This window comes from Halorubrum salsamenti, assembly GCF_007671685.1.
GTDB classification, from domain to species: domain Archaea; phylum Halobacteriota; class Halobacteria; order Halobacteriales; family Haloferacaceae; genus Halorubrum; species Halorubrum salsamenti.
Genome location: NZ_VCNL01000004.1, coordinates 336,150 through 352,495 on the forward strand (window position 1 = coordinate 336,150; position 16,346 = coordinate 352,495).

The window sequence follows — 16,346 nt, forward strand, 5'->3', positions numbered from 1 at the left end:
TTTTCCCGTCGTTCCCTTCGGGGTGAGATCGATGTGAGTAGTCAGATATGGAACGTTACTGCCAACTTGAGGATACTCAGAAGGTAGCGGAATGAGATACATCCTCTCAGGGATCGAGTCTATATAAAATGTGTCTCACGGCTATCTTAACGTCCTCGACGACAGCTCGATTGAGACGGCTTCCGTCGTTGTGTTCTTGTGGTCGGCTTGAATCACACATTTCGACTCGAAATACAGGTGTATCACGGGGTGAGAGTAAGCGCCTTCGGCGAATCTGCGTTGAGACAGGCGCGCCCGCTCGCGCTGTTTCCCGGGATCACGGGTTTCCTCTGTCATCCGATGCTGTCGATGACCGAACTATCCCTATCCCGCAGGAGATTCTGATAGGGGGGTCAGACTAGGGGGCATTACCGTACTAGGGGGAAAGTTGAACCAATGGGGCGCGTATGCGTGGCTGATAAATCATATGATTTCTTAGGATTAGGGATTATACTAATAGATTCGATGATTAGGTTAGATCGTGGATAGCTGTTTCACTAGGGAAACCAACAACATCCTCATCACTCACTGAAGTTCTCAAATCGTTCTCTCATCGAGTGTTTCAACACAGTATTAGCAGTTTGACGCGCATACCATGGACTTGGTACTTCGATCTCTTGCTGTTCTAGGAAGCCAGAGACATTCCCTTTGTCAGGGTGTTTTATTCGGTTTACAATCTCTTTCCAGTTCTGTGCCTGTTCGTCATCCATGTCTGTTACTTCAACAATACGTGCTGCTGGCTTGGTTCGTCTTCCAGAGCACAGAACCTTCTCGCAGACAAAGAAAAGATTCGACCAAAGTGTCCATATTGAGGAAGTCAGAGCATCTTCGTACATATGAAGCGCAATCCTGATGTCCATATCCTCGTCAGACCCGATCGGATTTGATCTGAATGAACGGACCATTTCATAGACCTGTTCAAGATCGGCTGATACGTGAGCCGTTTGTGGAATTTCTCCCATCGTTGCTATCGCAAGAGGGGTGCTCCCCCTAGACAAGTCGGTGAATGTATCTATGGCACCATCTCGGAGTTGAGATGCCCCGCCTCTAATTTGTCCAGGACTCTGGGAGAACGAAACAGGCACATCCATACACAGATTTATTGACAATAGTAGGTTGAAGATATCCGCGTGTTCTCTCAGTGGAGGGTCAATATTTTCCAGTAGGCCGTTTGACGAAATCCACCAGTGTCTGTCTGGATGATCGACTTCGTACGGCGTTTTGACCTTTCTACCGTGTTTGATCTCTGTCTTGCCTTGGAGAGCCTCCTCGTATCGCCACATCGGGACCTCATCCTGTTGCTTAAAATCTAATGCAGCGGACTCACAGACGATTTCATCCACGCCTGCAGCTCGGTCGTCAGGAAATGACTCAAGTCCGTTATTCAATTCGGTGATTGCGCGGAGATAAGATGGTATTATGTACATAATGGTTGGCTGATTTCCATTAGTGTAAATTTGAGGGTGGATACGAGAATGAGCCTCAACAACACGTGGATCAAGTATAATCCCAGAATTAGACCGATAACTGATCTCCTCAAAACATGAAGTGTGTGGCCGTTAGGATTGTTCTCACGAGTGTTGTCCGTAGGGTACGCGAGTAGGGGACAATCGCCAGCCTGTGTTTTTGTTAGTACTTCCGAAACACTCTATTTGTAACGTTCAGGACATACTGATGATATGCCTGGGATAGGACACGGGTATGAACGAGGCGTCTCGATGGTCATCGGGGCGCTGATTGTTGCAGTTCTTGTTGGGGAGGTTGTCCCGATGCTGGTCGAGCAAGGCTATCTTCCGTCTGGATTGTTCTCGGGACTCATCGTTCTCTCTATTGTGAGTATCGTGATGACGGTGGATGCGTCGAGGTACTGGTCGTTTGGGTATCTTGCAGGCTTCGTGATCGGGGTGTTTCTTGCGTTGCCGATGTTGTCTCGAACAGAGTTTATTGGCTTGTTGGATTGGCTTTTATATGGTGGGGCAGTGGTCGGGGCGGTCGCTCTACGAATCAAGATTCACAGTTCCTCGTTCTGAACTGCTCTCAAAATAAATATAGAAATTTGTGGGTCCAGCAGTTACATAAAACCAGACTGATTAACTTAATTTGATGGACAAAGACGATATTGAACTCTTTGTCGCTATTCTTGGTACGGTTGGTACGTTCATCCTTGTCTATCTCAACCTCGACATCTCGGACACGTCTAGCCTCACTTCTTGGATTCCCTCTATTTTCAGCGGGTCGATTGGAACTGTCTTCACCATTGTCTTCGTACTCTACATCCTCTGGTACATCCTCAAATTCATCGGAGGTACTGGACTTCTCGAAGATGCAGAGGTGGATGTACATCTACGAGAGTTAGACGCTATCGAAGGTTGTATTCAAAAAAGCGGGGTAGTGTGGAAAGGTACGGCCCATCTCAATAGAGGTGAGGTTGAGAATATCGAAGTACCGTATAAGCCAATCTGTCCGAAGTGCCAGACAGGGTTAGTCGATAGAACACAAGTACCGTCTATGCAGGAGCAACGACAGAATCCAAGTTATGGTTCTGAGGCACAGCCGACAAAGGTCTTCTCGTGTTCTAATGGCAACTGTGAGCATACGGTTGCGAGAGATACTGACCAATATGATGAAGTTAAGTATCTCTTCGAGAGGCACGCCAAGCGAATCACAGAGACCAGAGATGAGGACTATTCACTCAGAACCCTAGTCGAGAATATAGATAACCAAGTGACGCCACAGAGTGTTTGGGAGCAGTACGCTCGAACCGTGGATGACGAGCAAGTCAGTACAAACTGCTTCCACTGACGATGGGTATCCAGTGACCGACGGGTTCAGCGTGATCGTACTTACAAGATTCGTACTCTGTATTCAGCATAATCTCCTAACTATCAGTGGGTGAGGATTTCAACAGAGCCCAAAAATAGGGACTGGACGAGTAGATTATTCCCTGTCAGTTGCTTGTACGTCTGAAAGATACTGGCGTCGCTGTTCCGCACGTTCTTCCTCCGAACGGGCGTCGTAGTGACGATCTAAGGTGGCAACGGAGACGTTCATCCGATCACTTATCGCGCGGTCGGGAACATCTCGTTTCAGCCAGTGGGTAATCGCCCCGCGGCGAATATCATGGGGACGGGTGTTGTGTGGACACTCCACCGAACTATCGTATCCGCCAGTATATTCACACTCCATCGGATCCTTGTCCGCGGGGCATGGCTGGTTGTACTGACAGGGGCAGCTCCACTTGTAGACGTGTTTCGAGAGGTGTCGCTTGTGTATCCGTCCGTTCGTCGTCGCAAGCAGGGGCTCCCGTCCGTACTCGTCAGTAACGGACGGGCGCTTTGCGTCAATGAAGTCCTCAACGACGGCGATCGTCTCCGCGGGGACAGCAACGATTCGTTCCCCTTCTTCCCCGTTCTTGAGTCGCGTTCCCTGATCGGGACGATGACGTAAGGCGAGCGTTTCCTCATCCGTGTCGATGTCCCCAATGTCGAGACTGTGGATCCCTGCAACGCGAGCCCCCGTCTGCCACAGTAACAACATCAAGACGTGATCCAACGAGGCGTAGTGATACTGTTCAAGATACTGGAGTATCGTCGTCGCCTCATCAGGGTCCATGAACGTCTCACGAACGTTTTCCCCTGGTTCGAGCGACGGAACCGTGACCTTCTCGGGTAACGTTTCCTCGACAGCGTCGATCGAGACACAGAAGCGGAGAAATTCACGCAGTTCCGACAACTGCGTCTTGAGTGTGACCGTGTTGATCCTGTCTTGTCGCCAATTCTTGTAACGGAGTAGATCCCGACCACTCAATCGATTCAGGTTGATAATGCGGGCTTCCCCATCGTTGTCTTTGCCCTCGGACCATCGGACGAAGAAACCGAGGCGGTACTTCTTCGCTTCGACAGTGTTTGGTGATAGTTCTCCCTCACAGTCCGCGAGGTAGAGTTCGTACGCATCTCGCGGGCCGATAGGTTCGAGTGTATTCGTGGGCATGGTTGTTCACGAACACCCGATGGGCGACGAAGGGGGAGACAGGGACACGTTGGGTGCGTACGCCGACACGGATGCGCACGAGACGCACGACGCGGAGAGCGACCGCGTCGTGTTCCACGTCGACATGGACTGCTTTTACGCCTCCTGCGAGCGCCTGCGACGCCCCGAGCTGGCGGGCGAGCCGATCGTCGTCGGCATGGGGTACGAGGCCGGGGAGACGATCGGCGCGGTCGCGACCGCGAGCTACGAGGCCCGCGCGTTCGGCGTCGAGAGCGCGATGCCGATCTCGGAGGCCCTCGACCTGCTCCCGCGGCGGGCGAACGCCGACCCCGACGACCCGGACGCGCCCGACCCCGAGGAGGCGGGCCGGTACCTCCCCGTCGACCTCGACTTTTATAAGGAAGTCGCGAGCGACGTGAAGGCCGTCCTCCGCGACTGCGCCGACGTGCTCCGCGAGGTGAGCGTCGACGAGGCGTACCTCGACGTGACCGACCGGACCGCGTGGGACGCCGCGGGCGGAGAGAGCTCCGCGGCCGGCCCCGCGGAGACCCGGACGCTGGCGGAGGGGTACGCCCGGCACGTCAAGGAGCGCATCGAGCGCGAGGCGGGCGTGCCCGCGAGCGTCGGCGTCGCGCCGAACATGTCGACCGCGAAGGTCGCCAGCGACGCCGACAAGCCGGACGGGCTGGTCGTCGTGCCGCCGGGCGAGGTCGAGCCCTTCCTCGCGTCGCTGCCGACCGCAGAGATCCACGGCGTCGGCCCGGTGACGGAGCGGACGCTGGCGGATCTGGGGATCGAGACCGCGGGAGACCTCGCCGCCGCCGACCCCGACCGACTCGGCGAGGAGCTGGGCGACCGCGGCCGGGAGCTGTACCGGCGGGCGCGGGGCGAGGACGACCGGGAGGTGACGCCCACGGGGCTCCCCAAGAGCCTCTCGCGGGAGTCGTCGCTGTCGGCGACGGCCGACGAGGAGCGGAAACGGGAGACGGTGCGCGCGCTGGCCGCCGACGTGGCCCGCCGCGCCCGCGAGCGGGGATGTCTGTACCGCACCATCGGGATAAAGGCGGTCGAACCCCCCTACGAGGTGAACACCCGCGCCCGGAGCCTCCCGGGACCCGTCGACGACCCCGACCTCGTGGAGTCGGTGGCGCTTGACCTCCTCGACGAGTTCGCCGACGACCGGGTCCGCAAGCTGGGGGTGCGCGTCTCGAAGCTCGACTTCGCCGAGAGCGACCAGGCGACGCTCGGCGGCTTCGACGCGGGAGGCGGGGGCGGGGCCGGTGAACGCGACCGTACTCGCGACCACGAGACGGAGCCCCGATCGGCCGCCACCGACGGCGACGGCGGGAAGCTCACCGACTGGGTGGGCGACGAGCCGAGTACCGAGAACGGGAGCGAGACGGGCGAGACCGGAGACCGGCGGACGGGCGAGGCCGGCGACGGGCAGGCGTCGCTCGGCGACTGGTCGTAGCGGGCTCTCGGAGGCCGACCGGCCGTCCGCGCGCCGGGGCCGAGTGCGGGGATTTAGGTGCCCGAGCGTCGACCCCGACGCATGGACGATCTGGCGTGGGAGACGCTCGACACCGACATCGACTACCGCTGTCCCGGCTTCGACGTGCGCCGCGACGAGGTGCGCTTCCCGGACGGCGAGACCGACGGGTACCACTACGTCGACGAGGCGCCGGCGGTCGTGGTGCTCCCCCTCACCCCCGACGGCGACGCGGTCGTCATCGACGAGTGGCGGCAGGCGGTCGGCCGGGTCAACCGCGGGCTCCCCGCGGGGTCGGTGGAGCCGGAGGACGCCGACGACCTCGAACGCGCCGCCGCCCGCGAACTCGCCGAGGAGACCGGGTACGAGGCCGACTCCTTCGAGCGTCTCACCGCGGTCGAGCCGACGAACGGGATCGCGGACTCGGTCCACCACCACTTCCTCGCGACCGGCTGCGAACCCACCGCCGAGCGGGACCTCGACCACAACGAGTCGATCGCGGTCGAGACGGTCCCGTACGACGACCTGCTCGAAGCGGTCGTCGACGAGGGGCTCCGCGACGGGCGAACCGTGACCGCCGTCCTGTGGTACGAACTCCTGCACCGGTGAGCGGGGGGCGAGATCGGCGACGGCCGCCGGGGTCCGGCGGCTTCGGGGATGACGGACAGGCCTTTCAGCGATCGGTTCGTACGGAGGTCAATGAGCGATCCCTCCGAGGTCGACACCGGCTCCGGTGATCGCGGGCGAGAGCGGGACGACCCGGCGGACGCCGCGGCCAGCGACGGCGGCGAGCCCGGCGACGCCCGCGCGATGGTCGACACCGCCGATCCGTCCGGCGAGGAGGACGGAGGCTCCACCCTGCGGACGATCGGCGTCGCTTTCGGTCTGGGCATCGCGGGCATCCTCGGCCTCCTCGCCGTCACCACGGTCGTCGGGGGCGTCGTCTTCGTCGCCGCGACGCTCACCGGCCGGCAGCCGTCGCTTCTCGGCTCGTTCGTCGCGCCGTTCGTCGTCGGCCAGGTCGTCGCGTTCGTCGGCGTCAGCCTCGGATACCTGCGGTGGCGAGGCCTGAACCGCGAGGATGTCGTGGCGTACCTCGGCGTCCGGCGGCCGAGCGTCGTCGAGTCCGTGATCGCCGTGATCGGCCCGGTGCTCGTGCTCGTCACGGCGCTGACCGTCAGCTCGCTCGTGTTGCTGGTCGGGACGGAGCCGGCCCAGAACCAGGGCGCCCAGATGACCCTGGAGAATCCGTCGATCATCCCGGTCATGATCGCGGCCATGCTGCTCGTCGTGGGCCCGTGCGAGGAGCTCCTGTTCCGCGGCGTCATCCAGAGCCGCGCGCGGGAAACCCTCTCCGCGGTCCCCGCCATCCTCCTCGCGGCGGCCGTGTTCGCGCCCGCTCACGTCGTCTCGCTGAGCGGCGGCGTGGGCGCGATGCTGACGACGATCAGCATCCTGTTCGTCCCGAGCCTGATCTTCGGTGCGGTGTACGAGTACACGGAGAACCTCGTCGTCGTCGCCGTGATGCACGGGCTGTACAACAGCCTCCTCCTGACGATCGGCTACATCGTCATCACGTACGGTCCAGAGGTGGAGGGCGCGGGACAGGCGGGCGCGGCGCTTCTCGGGCTGTAGGAGGCTAAGGGTCGGTGTCAAACGCGGAAGCCCGGTCCGCGATCGGCGTCTCCTCTAACCCGTCTTCCGTTGTTTATAAATGAGCGAGCCGCGAGGCTGGGGAGGCGTGAGGCTGCGGTCCCGCGAGCGACCGAAGGGAGCGAGCAGCGGGAGCACGACTTATAAATAATCGACAGAAACACCGCTCGCTAACGAGTAGAGGCGGACTGAGGGGAGTAAGCCCCCTTCGGTTCGTCCCGACATTCGGCTGAGCGTCCGCGCCGTGGCCGGACTACCTTGTGGCGCGGACTTGCACCGGCGAGGATTCGCCGTTCCATCCGTTCCCGCCCGTCGAGTCTCACCGGGTTAACTCCCTTCCCTTACGGGTCGGTTCGCGCGGATCATCGGTCGGGGCGGGGGGTGTCGTTGCTGTTCCAGAGCCAGCCGTCTCCGACTCCGGGCGTGTGCCCGGTCGCCTGTCCGGCCGGTGGGGGGACTTTCCTCATGCCAGAGGCACGGGAGTCGGGCTCCCTCTGTCCGATCGCGTCTAACCGACGGCCGCGAATAAGGGGTTCGGTCGCCGAGGATACGATCGGGTTACCGGCCCGATCGCTCGCCGCGCCGATCCCCCCGGCGAGCGGGTGCGAGCGGCCGGGTTCGCAAGGGAAGCGTTCAAGGCGTCAGCAACGTAAGGGACTATCATGTCCGAGGCTCAGACCGTTCAGCTGTCGTACGACGACGGTGCACGAGCGGTCGAACTCGCGCGGGAAGCGGTCGAGTCGTTCGTCCGACACGGACAGCGAGAACAACCCGGCAGCATGCGCGAGGCGTTCTACGCCCGCACCGGGGCGTTCGTCCGGCTGGAGTCCACGAGGGGACGCGGTCGGCTCCGCGGCTGCGCCGGCGCGTGGGAGACCTCCGATCAGCTCGGTCACGCCATCGTCGAGGCCGCCATCAAGGCCGCCTCCGGCGACTCGTGCGGCTCCGAGGTCGAGCCCAAGGAACTCGACAACATCACCGTCTCCGTGTTCGTCGTCTCGAACACGGTGCTCACCAACGACCCCCTCGCCGACCTGGAGATCGGCACCCACGGCGTCGCCGTCGACGGCGGCAACTCGCACGGCTGGCTCTACCCGACGGTCCCCGTCGAGAACGGGTGGTCAGGTGCCGAGTTCCTCTCGCGCGCCTGCCGGAAGGCCAAGATCGCCCCGAACGCGTGGGAAGACGACGAGACGATGGTGACGCTCATCGAGGGACAGGTGTTCCGAGAGCGCGCCGACGGCGGTGCGGTCGAGGAGCTGTAGTCGCCGGAAGCGACTCGCCCTTTTCCGTTCCCTACTCGCCCGCCCCGTACCCCACCGCATCCGCGTCCGCGAGCGCGCGCTCCGTCGCGGCCGCGAGGTCGAACGCGTCGTCGGCGACCACCTCGCCGTCGCGGATCACCGGCTCCATGAGCGACTCGGCGCCGTCGGGAGCCGAGCGGTCCGCCAGCCCGACGGCGTGAGCGCCGTCCGCGGTGCGATACACGTCCTTCGCGCCGGAGAGCTTGCCGCGCTTGGCGGCCGGCTCGCCCTCGACCTCGACGAGGTCGAGCGCGAAGTCGACCGGGTCGGCGTTCGAGACGTAGCCGCCCACGCCGAAGCCGTCGACGACGTCGCGGAGCCCGCGGAGGTCGTCGGGACCGAGCCCGCCGGAGACGTACACGTCGACGTCCCCGTGCCCGCGAGCGTCCAGCTCCCACTGCACCTCCCGAACGATGTGTCTGAAGTCGCCGCGGCGCGAGCCGGTGGTGTCGAGGCGGACCCCGTCGAGCCGGTCGCCGAGCGCCTCGGCCGCGCGCAACACCTCGTCGACCTCGTCGGAGTAGGTGTCACAGAGGGCGATCCGCGGCACCGACTCGTCGACCGCCTCGTCGAAGGCGCGCCACGCCGCCTCCTGCTCGCCCCGGCCGAAGCAGATCGAGAGCGCGTGCGGCATCGTCCCCGACGCCTCCCGACCGATGAGGTCGCCGGCGGCGACGTGCGAGAAGCCGTCGAGACCGGCCGCGAGCGCCGAGCGCTCGACCACGGCCGTCATCGACGGGTGGACGTGGCGCGCGCCGAAGGAGAGCACAGACGAGTCCGGCGCCGCGACCCGGCAGTCGAGCGCGGCGGTCGCGATCCCGGAGGCGTGCGAGAGGAAGCCGAGGAGGGAGGTCTCCAGCCGCGCGAACGCGAGGTACGGCCCCTCGATCCGCATCACCGGTCCGCCGTCGAACAGGCGCCCCTCCGGGATCGCGTGGACGTCGATGTCGCGGCCCTCCAACAGCGCGACGGCGTCCTTCAGCCCGGCGAACAGCTCGAAGTCGCCGTCGGGGAACTGGTCGGCGGTGACCTCGGCGACGACGCGGGGGTTCCGGCTCGCGTGTTCCAAGGCGGTCTCGGTCCGCTCGAAGTACGCGTCGGTCGCACGGCCCTCACGGATCGCGGCCGCGTCGACGATGTCGAAATCGGTCATACCCGGCGGTTCGGCCGCCGGGGAGGAAAAGCCACCCGGGTCGAGCGGGCGGTCGCCTCCGGGCGAACGGTGGGACCGATCACCGCCGAGCGGGACCGTCAGCGCCGCACGCGGCGCGCGAAGAAGGCCACTGCCGCGAGCAGGCCGGCGAGCGCGACCGGGACGCCGAACCCCGGCACGCCGTCGCCGGTGTCGGCGTCGGGGCCGGCGGAGCCGTCGCCGTCGGTGCCGCTTCCGCCGTCGGTGCCGTCCCCGTCGTCGGTCCCGTCTCCGACCTCGCCGTCCTCGCCGTCACTCCCGTCCGCGTCGTCGCCGTCGTCGGCCGAGGGGCGGGCGAGGCCGGAGTCGGGCCGGAGTTCGAGCACGTCGGCGGGCTCCGGGCCGTGCGCGATCGTCACCGTGGTCCCGTTGCGCTCGACGCCGTATGCCCCGCGGAAGTCGCCGTCCGCGATATCGTACACCTCGCCGTCGGTGTACTCGTCGTCGCCGTGGGCGGTCAGCATCCGCAGATACGTCTCGTGGAAATCCCTCGCGTCCGCGGCCGTCTGCCACTCGGTCACCCAGACGTATCCGTCCTCGCCGTCGGTCGCGTTCGCGTCGTCGCCGGGGGCGTTCATCTCACTCCCGTTCCCGCCGTTTCGATAGGGATACAGCTCGTCGCCCGCCCACCCGTCGGTCGACTCGGAGGCGTAGTTGTAGTTCGGACGTGTCCGGAGCTGCTCGTCGGGCCGGGTGTGGATCCGGACGTTCTCCCGAACCGTCGCGTCCGGGTCCAACACCGCGTGTCGGTACTCGTAGCTCTGGTACCAGAACATGACGAACATCGACGCCTCGCCGGCGGTGTCCGAGCCGTTGACCCCTTGGTCCGGGTACGTCTCCCACCCGCCGGTGGCCGCGTCCTCGAAGTCGACCTCGCTGGTCTCGTAGTCGGGCTCGCGGTGGATCACCTCCGAGGTCGCGTTCGGCGGCTCGTTCATCGTCTCGTTGACGGCGCTCCACCCCTCCTCGTCGACGAGCTCCTCGGCGTAGAGCGCGCCGTCGGAGTACGGCTGCAGCACGGTCTGGAGAATTCCGAAGTTGTAGTCGGGCGTCGTCCCACCGCCGCCACCGCCGGAGTCGGGCGCGGCGAGACAGGTCCAGTTGGCGGCGCAGCGCGCGTCGTACAGCTCCTCGATGTGGACCGCCTCACCCTCGACGATCCCGTCGGTCGCGAGGTCGGCGTCCTGCGTGGCGCCGACGTAACGGGGCCGGGTGAGGTCGTGGTACTGGTCCTGCATCGCGTGTGCCAGCTCGTGGGCCAGCGTGGACGGATCGATCTGCGGGTCCTCGCCCTCCGATACGACGAGGACGATCCGGTCCTCCGCCGGCGAGTAGAACCCGGTGACCGCGCCGCCGTAGACGCTGTCGATCGCGTCTGAGGCGTTCTCGTCCTCGCCGACGACGAACAGCGCCTTCCACACCTGATCGTTCCAGCGCTGGAACGCGGCGTCAGAGCCGCCAGCGCCTCCGCCCTCGGAGTCGTTCATGAACTCGGTGCGGGTGACGGTCTCGACCGGCACGTCCTCGCGGAAGGGGCGCTCGCGGACGTGCTCGACGCGGGCCATCGTCAGGTGGGTCAGCTCCTCCAGCTCCGACTCGGTCAGCCCGTCGGTCTGATTGAAGCCGAGGTCGTCCTCGTAGTGGGTCCCGTTCCAGCAGCCGACGAGGTCGGTCCCGTCACCGACGCCGCACTCGGCGGCGGTCGCGCTGGTCGGGGCGTCTCCCGGGATCGCGGCCGCCGGCCCCGCGGCGGCGACGGTCCCGCCGGCGCCGATCGAGAGGAAGGCTATCGCGGCGGCGATAACGGAGAGGGTGAGAACCCGTCGCATAGGTTCGATTACGGCCGGCCCGATAAGTAGTTTGTCGGTGTGAGCGATGGCGACGCCAGGCCGCGAGAGGCGACGGTGATTTTTGAGCCCGGGCGCCCAATCCCCGAGCATGCCGTACGATCCGACCGAGACCGCGGTGATCGTCGTCGACATGCAGAACGGGTTCTGTCACCCCGACGGGAGCCTCTACGCCGAGCCGAGCGAGGCGGCCGTCGAGCCGGTGACGGCCCTCGTCGACCGCGCCCGCGACGCCGGCGCGAGCGTCGTGTACACCCGGGACGTACACCCGCCCGAGCAGTTCGACGACACCCACTACTACGACGAGTTCGATCGGTGGGGCGAACACGTCGTCGAGGGGTCGTGGGACGCCGAGCTCGTCGGTGACCTCGACGTGCGCGACGAGGACCACGTCGTCGAGAAGCACACGTACGACGCCTTTTATCGGACGGATCTGGAAGGGTACCTCGACGCGCACGGGATCGACGACCTGCTGATCTGTGGAACGCTCGCGAACGTCTGCGTGCTCCACACCGCCGGCAGCGCCGGCCTCCGCGACTACCGTCCCGTCGTCGTCGAGGACGCGCTCGGGTACATCACCGAGGACCACCGCGAGTACGCGGTCGATCACGCCGACTGGCTGTTCGGCGAGACGGCGACGCGCGAGTCGATCGCGTTCGGGGGGGCCTGAGGGCGAAACCCGCGCCGACGGAAGATCCGGGGACGATCGATGGCGGGAGTGAGCGTCGCAGTTCGGTGGCAGCGATTTGTAAACGGTGACGAGCGACAGCGAGGATCGCTTATAAATAAACGAGGCGGTGGCGTCGCCGGCGGCGTTGCCGCCGACCGCAAGCGAGTCCGTCGAGTCCTCGCGGCTGGGGCTGTGGAAGTCGTCATCGAAGCGCCGTCGATCACGTATAAACGCCCGACAGCGACACCACTCGTTCACGTGTGAACAACACCGAAACGATCTACGTCTCCCGCTCCCGCCATCGATCGGGAAGTCCGCTTCAGGAACCAGCCGTTTCAAAGGGGGATAGAGACTGAGCCGGCTCCGAGACGGTCCCGTCAAACGTCCCGATCCCGTTATCAGCCGCGTGAATCGGCGTGTAACCCTTTTTACCGCCGACGGGGACCGTCGCGTATGGAACTCTCTCGACGCGGCATGCTCGGCGGGGTCGGAGCGGCGCTCGCTGTCGGGGGCGTCGGGTTCGCCGGTGCCACCTCGGTGACGGACGGCGACGCGATCGCCGGTGGAACCGGGGGCGACGAAGACGCGCTCGACGGGGACGCGATCGGCGGGGACGCGACCGATGACACGGCCGGGGACGACGAAAACGGAGAGTCCGGATCGGTCGCGGTCGATCCCGAGGCCTCGTTCGAGGCGCGGCTGCTCCGCGACGGCGACGGCGAGCGGCGGCTCTTCGACGCCGGCGACCTGGACCGCGTTCAGGGCGTGATCACCGAGGGCGACGAACACCTCGTGTACGTCTTGCTCGGCGACGCCGGGATCGACGCGTTACGGACGGGGCTGGAGGACGCCGGCGCGACGGACGACCCGGAGGGGTTCGTGGTGTCGATGACGCTCGACGGGACCGAGGTCAGGCGGGTCGAACTGGACGACGCGACGGTCTCCGCGCTGACCGACGAGGAGTGGGGCGGCGTGCTGACGCTCCCGTTCGGCGAGGCGTCGGTCGCGGAGTCGGTGTACGACTCGCTGGCGGACGCCTGACCGACACGCCGCTCCGCCGAGGACAGCGGTTATCCCGGCTGCGCCCGTTCGAGCCAGTATGAGCGACGCCGAGGAGGGAACGGGCGGCGGTGAGGGGGCGGCGACGACCGGCTCCGGCGGGCGGCCCTGTCCCCTCTGTGAGACCCCGATGTACCACCGCCACTGCAAGTACGTCTGCCCGGAGCACGGCGTCGTCTACGACTGCTCGGACACGTTCTACTGACGCCGGTGATCGCGACCCGTGAACCCGACCGCCGACGACCCGTGAACCCGACCGCCGACGACCCGTGAACCCGACCGCCGACGACCCGTGAGCCCACCTACCGGAGACCGAACCGTACTGTGCGAACTGTTATGTTCTTGCAGGCCGACCCGTATGTTATGATCGGCGACCCGCTTTCGATACTCCTTGCCGACTGTCAGAGGTCAGCATGGTAGAGAAAACGCAGGTTGCCCGGGGGAAGCAGATCCAGCGTCGGACCGGGAAGACGTTCCACGTCGCGACCCGGCTGCTTCCGAAGCGGATCCGCCACCCGACGTACGTGCTGTACGGCTTCTTCCGGATCGCCGACGAGGTCGTCGACGCCGAGGACACCGCGCCGCCGGACGAACAGCGGGCGGAACTCGATCGGCTCCGCCGGGCCGCGTTGGGCGAGAGAGAGACCGACGACCCGGTGTTGGAGGCGTTCGCCGCGGTGTGCGACGAGCACGACATCCCGGACGAGGACGTGCACGCGTTCGTCGACGCGATGGCGAGCGACATCGACACGGACCGGTACGAGACCTACGACGAGCTGGAGTCGTACATGGACGGCTCCGCGGCCGCCGTCGGCCGGATGATGACGGCGATCATGGAGCTCGACGAGGAGGCCGAGGCGAAGGCGCTCCCTCACGCGACGAAGCTCGGCGAGGCGTTCCAGATGACGAACTTCATCCGGGACGTGCGCGAGGACGTGGTCGAGCGCGATCGGGTGTACCTCCCGCTGGAGACCCTCCGGCGGCACGGCGTGAGCGAGGAGCAGATCCTGAACCTGGAGTTCGACGACAACGTGGCGGCCGCGATCCGTGAGGAGCTCGTCCGGACCGAGCGGCTCTACGAGGAGGGCGTCGCCGGGATCAAGTACCTCCCGGAGGACTGCCAGCTCGCGGTGTTGCTCGCGGCGGTGCTGTACGCGGATCACCACCGATTGGTCCGGAATCTGCGGTACGACACGGTGTCGACCACGCCGGAGCTGTCGTTCGTCCGCAAGATCTCGCTGCTCGTCCGGACCCGCTGGAAGTGGCAGTGGAACAAGGACCCCGAGGCGGTGTTCTACGAGGTGTGCGGCGGCTTCGGTTCCGCCCACGAACACCGCGAACGCGGGCCGCACGGGCCGGGAATCGCACAGTCCGACTGACCGGAGGCGTCGTGAACAGGTCTCGGTTCGTCGGCCTCGCGCTCGCCGCGTTCGGGCTGGTGTTCCTGTCGTTCGTCGTCCGCGGCACGACTCGGCTGATCGCGCCCTACGAGGTCGCCGTCGCGCTGTCGGCGCCGATCCTCTTCGCCGCCGCCGCGCTGTTGGTCGGACTGGTCGCGCTCGCGACGCTGGACGTGACCGGAATCCGTCGGTTGGAGTAATCCGCCCCTGTCGAAAGTTGTCTGTTTGACGACTGTGACCCGCTCGCCGTCACTACCGCCGATTCGCGTCCCCGCGTTATCGGTCAGATCGCTTCCCGGTACGCCGCCAGCGTCTCCTCGACGTCCGCCTCCGTGTGCGCGTAGGAGGTGAACTGGCACTCGAACTGGTTGGCGGTGAGGAACACCCCCCGGTCTTTCATCTCTTGCCAGAACACGCGCTCCCACCGGTCGGTGGCGGCGCGGGCGACGTCGGCGCCGTTCTTCGGACAGCCGTCGTAGCGGTCGCAGTCGGGGTCCTGCCGACAGCCGCCGGGACAGCAGGCGTCGGGGTCGTCAGGCGCGTCCCGCGTGAAGATCGTCTTGAACATCGAGTCGGTGCCGACGACGGTGTACTCGGGCGCGCGCTCCGCGCAGATCTCGGCGATCCCCTCGCGGAGCTTCCGCCCGAGGCGGTTTACGTGCTCGTACACGTCGTTCTCGGCGGCGTACTCCAGCCCGGCCTTCCCGGCCGCCATCGTCACCGGGTGGCCGGAGAACGTGCCGGACTGGAACACGTCGCCCGCGGGCGTGAACTCCTCGATGATCTCCGCTTGTCCCCCGATGGCGCCGACCGGGAAGCCGCCGCCGACGATCTTGCCGAACGTCGTCACGTCCGGCGTGACGCCGAACTTCGACTGCGCGCAGCCGAGCCCGCCCACGCGGAACCCCGTGATCACCTCGTCGAAGATCAGCAGCGACCCGTGGTCGTCACACAGGTCTCGGAGCGTCTCGTGGTAGCCGTCGATCGGCGTCACGATGCCCGTATTCGCGAGGATCGGCTCGACGAGGACCGCCGCGATGTCGTCTCCGTGCTCGGCGAACACCTCTTTGGCGGCCTGCGGGTCGTTGAACGGGATCGGGAGGGTGTGCCGCGCGAACTCCTCCGGGATCCCCTTCGTCGAGGGGTGCGGGTCGTCGGCCGACCCCTCCACGAGCGTCGACTCCTGTGCCCCGTGGTAGCCGCCCTGCATGACGACGATCTTGTCGCGGCCGGTGTGACCGCGGGCGAGCCGCACCGCCGAGACGGTCGCCTCCGTCCCGGAGTTGACGAACCGGATCGACTCCACGCTCGGGACGTGTCGCGCCACGAACTCCGCGTGCTCGACCTCGACCTCGGTGGGCGCGCCGTACATCGGGCCCGCCGACGCGTGCGACTGGATCGCCGCCTCGACCGGCTCCGGGAGGTCGTGGCCGTACAGGAGCGGCCCGTACCCCATCACCCAGTCGACGTAGCGGTTGCCGTCGGCGTCGATCACGTGACCGCCGTCGCCGCGCTCGATGAAGAACGGATGCGGCATCGTCGCCCGGACGGAGGAGTTGACGCCGCCGGGCATGACCGACAGCGCGCGGTCGTACAGCCCGCGAGAGCGCTCGTGGTTCATGGCCCGTCGTTCGGTCGGCAGCGTGAAAGTTGTTGCCGAACCGGGCGACGAGGAGCGTGGCGTCGCAGAAAAAGCGCCGGTC

General features: G+C 65.2%; 16 protein-coding genes and 1 other RNA gene. 11 read left to right on the top strand and 6 right to left on the bottom strand.

Annotation, left to right across the window (positions count from 1 at the left end):
* Window positions 1–560: 560 nt before the first annotated feature.
* Window positions 561–1,466, bottom strand: a complete 906-nt coding sequence (locus tag FGL94_RS13020; protein ID WP_144925973.1) for a hypothetical protein — start codon at window positions 1,464–1,466, stop codon at window positions 561–563.
* Between the two features lie 291 nt (window positions 1,467–1,757).
* Here FGL94_RS13020 and FGL94_RS13025 point away from each other — a divergent pair, with 291 nt between their 5' ends.
* The gene (locus FGL94_RS13025; protein ID WP_241659174.1) at window positions 1,758–2,069 is read left to right on the top strand and encodes a hypothetical protein; all 312 of its coding nucleotides are present in this window, start codon (window positions 1,758–1,760) and stop codon (window positions 2,067–2,069) included.
* A 73-nt stretch (window positions 2,070–2,142) separates the two neighbouring features.
* The gene (locus tag FGL94_RS13030) at window positions 2,143–2,841 is read left to right on the top strand and encodes a hypothetical protein (RefSeq protein ID WP_144925979.1); all 699 of its coding nucleotides are present in this window, start codon (window positions 2,143–2,145) and stop codon (window positions 2,839–2,841) included.
* Window positions 2,842–2,976: 135 nt separating this feature from the next.
* Here FGL94_RS13030 and FGL94_RS13035 read toward each other — a convergent pair whose 3' ends face one another.
* On the bottom strand, window positions 2,977–4,029 hold the full coding sequence (locus FGL94_RS13035) for a tyrosine-type recombinase/integrase (protein ID WP_144925982.1): 1,053 nt from the start codon (window positions 4,027–4,029) through the stop codon (window positions 2,977–2,979).
* Here FGL94_RS13035 and FGL94_RS13040 point away from each other — a divergent pair.
* The 3 genes from FGL94_RS13040 to FGL94_RS13050 all read left to right on the top strand — a co-directional run bounded on the left by FGL94_RS13040 (window position 4,028) and on the right by FGL94_RS13050 (window position 7,153).
* Window positions 4,028–5,500, top strand: a complete 1,473-nt coding sequence (locus tag FGL94_RS13040) for a Y-family DNA polymerase (protein ID WP_394348597.1) — start codon at window positions 4,028–4,030, stop codon at window positions 5,498–5,500. The two genes, FGL94_RS13035 and FGL94_RS13040, sit on opposite strands and share 2 nt — an antisense overlap.
* A gap of 81 nt (window positions 5,501–5,581) precedes the next feature.
* Window positions 5,582–6,127, top strand: coding sequence for an NUDIX hydrolase (locus tag FGL94_RS13045; RefSeq protein WP_144925985.1), 546 nt, complete (start codon window positions 5,582–5,584; stop codon window positions 6,125–6,127).
* A gap of 90 nt (window positions 6,128–6,217) precedes the next feature.
* Window positions 6,218–7,153: a CPBP family intramembrane glutamic endopeptidase gene (locus FGL94_RS13050; RefSeq protein WP_144925988.1), complete on the top strand. Its 936-nt coding sequence runs from the start codon at window positions 6,218–6,220 to the stop codon at window positions 7,151–7,153.
* Window positions 7,154–7,357: 204 nt separating this feature from the next.
* On the opposite strand, the gene rnpB is transcribed toward FGL94_RS13050, so the two are convergent.
* Window positions 7,358–7,670: RNase P RNA component (rnpB, locus tag FGL94_RS13055), an RNA gene on the bottom strand.
* Window positions 7,671–7,833: 163 nt separating this feature from the next.
* On the opposite strand from rnpB, the gene FGL94_RS13060 reads away from it, so the two are divergent.
* Window positions 7,834–8,436: a TIGR00296 family protein gene (locus FGL94_RS13060; RefSeq protein ID WP_144925991.1), complete on the top strand. Its 603-nt coding sequence runs from the start codon at window positions 7,834–7,836 to the stop codon at window positions 8,434–8,436.
* Window positions 8,437–8,467: 31 nt separating this feature from the next.
* On the opposite strand, the gene FGL94_RS13065 is transcribed toward FGL94_RS13060, so the two are convergent.
* Entirely contained in the window at window positions 8,468–9,628 is a 1,161-nt protein-coding gene (locus FGL94_RS13065) for a nicotinate phosphoribosyltransferase (RefSeq protein ID WP_144925994.1), read from the bottom strand.
* Between the two features lie 98 nt (window positions 9,629–9,726).
* Window positions 9,727–11,496 carry an Hvo_1808 family surface protein gene (locus FGL94_RS13070; RefSeq protein WP_144925997.1) on the bottom strand — a complete coding sequence of 590 codons (1,770 nt, stop codon included), beginning with the start codon at window positions 11,494–11,496 and terminating at the stop codon, window positions 9,727–9,729.
* A 109-nt stretch (window positions 11,497–11,605) separates the two neighbouring features.
* On the opposite strand from FGL94_RS13070, the gene FGL94_RS13075 reads away from it, so the two are divergent.
* The 5 genes from FGL94_RS13075 to FGL94_RS13090 all read left to right on the top strand — a co-directional run bounded on the left by FGL94_RS13075 (window position 11,606) and on the right by FGL94_RS13090 (window position 14,843).
* Window positions 11,606–12,184 carry a cysteine hydrolase family protein gene (locus FGL94_RS13075; protein WP_144926000.1) on the top strand — a complete coding sequence of 193 codons (579 nt, stop codon included), beginning with the start codon at window positions 11,606–11,608 and terminating at the stop codon, window positions 12,182–12,184.
* A gap of 453 nt (window positions 12,185–12,637) precedes the next feature.
* Window positions 12,638–13,225: a hypothetical protein gene (locus FGL94_RS13080; protein ID WP_144926003.1), complete on the top strand. Its 588-nt coding sequence runs from the start codon at window positions 12,638–12,640 to the stop codon at window positions 13,223–13,225.
* A gap of 58 nt (window positions 13,226–13,283) precedes the next feature.
* Window positions 13,284–13,448: an HVO_2523 family zinc finger protein gene (locus FGL94_RS18385; RefSeq protein WP_186313412.1), complete on the top strand. Its 165-nt coding sequence runs from the start codon at window positions 13,284–13,286 to the stop codon at window positions 13,446–13,448.
* Between the two features lie 208 nt (window positions 13,449–13,656).
* Window positions 13,657–14,622 carry a phytoene/squalene synthase family protein gene (locus tag FGL94_RS13085; protein ID WP_144926006.1) on the top strand — a complete coding sequence of 322 codons (966 nt, stop codon included), beginning with the start codon at window positions 13,657–13,659 and terminating at the stop codon, window positions 14,620–14,622.
* Window positions 14,623–14,633: 11 nt separating this feature from the next.
* A complete protein-coding gene (locus tag FGL94_RS13090) occupies window positions 14,634–14,843 on the top strand; it encodes a hypothetical protein (RefSeq protein WP_144926009.1) in 210 nt (69 codons plus the stop codon).
* Window positions 14,844–14,926: 83 nt separating this feature from the next.
* Here the strand turns inward: FGL94_RS13090 and hemL are convergent, their stop codons facing one another.
* The gene (gene hemL / locus FGL94_RS13095) at window positions 14,927–16,264 is read right to left on the bottom strand and encodes a glutamate-1-semialdehyde 2,1-aminomutase (RefSeq protein ID WP_144926012.1); all 1,338 of its coding nucleotides are present in this window, start codon (window positions 16,262–16,264) and stop codon (window positions 14,927–14,929) included.
* Between the last annotated feature and the right edge of the window lie 82 nt (window positions 16,265–16,346).

Excerpts from the sequence above, each read along its gene's own strand:
- FGL94_RS18385 (WP_186313412.1), top strand. The coding sequence starts at position 13,284 with ATGAGCGACGCCGAGGAGGGAACGGGCGGCGGTGAGGGGGCGGCGACG.
- FGL94_RS13070 (WP_144925997.1), bottom strand. The coding sequence starts at position 11,496 with ATGCGACGGGTTCTCACCCTCTCCGTTATCGCCGCCGCGATAGCCTTC.
- FGL94_RS13035 (WP_144925982.1), bottom strand. The coding sequence starts at position 4,029 with ATGCCCACGAATACACTCGAACCTATCGGCCCGCGAGATGCGTACGAA.
- FGL94_RS13075 (WP_144926000.1), top strand. The coding sequence starts at position 11,606 with ATGCCGTACGATCCGACCGAGACCGCGGTGATCGTCGTCGACATGCAG.
- FGL94_RS13080 (WP_144926003.1), top strand. The coding sequence starts at position 12,638 with ATGGAACTCTCTCGACGCGGCATGCTCGGCGGGGTCGGAGCGGCGCTC.
- FGL94_RS13030 (WP_144925979.1), top strand. The coding sequence starts at position 2,143 with ATGGACAAAGACGATATTGAACTCTTTGTCGCTATTCTTGGTACGGTT.
- FGL94_RS13040 (WP_394348597.1), top strand. The coding sequence starts at position 4,028 with ATGGTTGTTCACGAACACCCGATGGGCGACGAAGGGGGAGACAGGGAC.
- FGL94_RS13060 (WP_144925991.1), top strand. The coding sequence starts at position 7,834 with ATGTCCGAGGCTCAGACCGTTCAGCTGTCGTACGACGACGGTGCACGA.
- FGL94_RS13025 (WP_241659174.1), top strand. The coding sequence starts at position 1,758 with ATGGTCATCGGGGCGCTGATTGTTGCAGTTCTTGTTGGGGAGGTTGTC.
- FGL94_RS13050 (WP_144925988.1), top strand. The coding sequence starts at position 6,218 with ATGAGCGATCCCTCCGAGGTCGACACCGGCTCCGGTGATCGCGGGCGA.
- FGL94_RS13020 (WP_144925973.1), bottom strand. The coding sequence starts at position 1,466 with ATGTACATAATACCATCTTATCTCCGCGCAATCACCGAATTGAATAAC.
- FGL94_RS13085 (WP_144926006.1), top strand. The coding sequence starts at position 13,657 with ATGGTAGAGAAAACGCAGGTTGCCCGGGGGAAGCAGATCCAGCGTCGG.
- FGL94_RS13045 (WP_144925985.1), top strand. The coding sequence starts at position 5,582 with ATGGACGATCTGGCGTGGGAGACGCTCGACACCGACATCGACTACCGC.
- FGL94_RS13065 (WP_144925994.1), bottom strand. The coding sequence starts at position 9,628 with ATGACCGATTTCGACATCGTCGACGCGGCCGCGATCCGTGAGGGCCGT.
- hemL (WP_144926012.1), bottom strand. The coding sequence starts at position 16,264 with ATGAACCACGAGCGCTCTCGCGGGCTGTACGACCGCGCGCTGTCGGTC.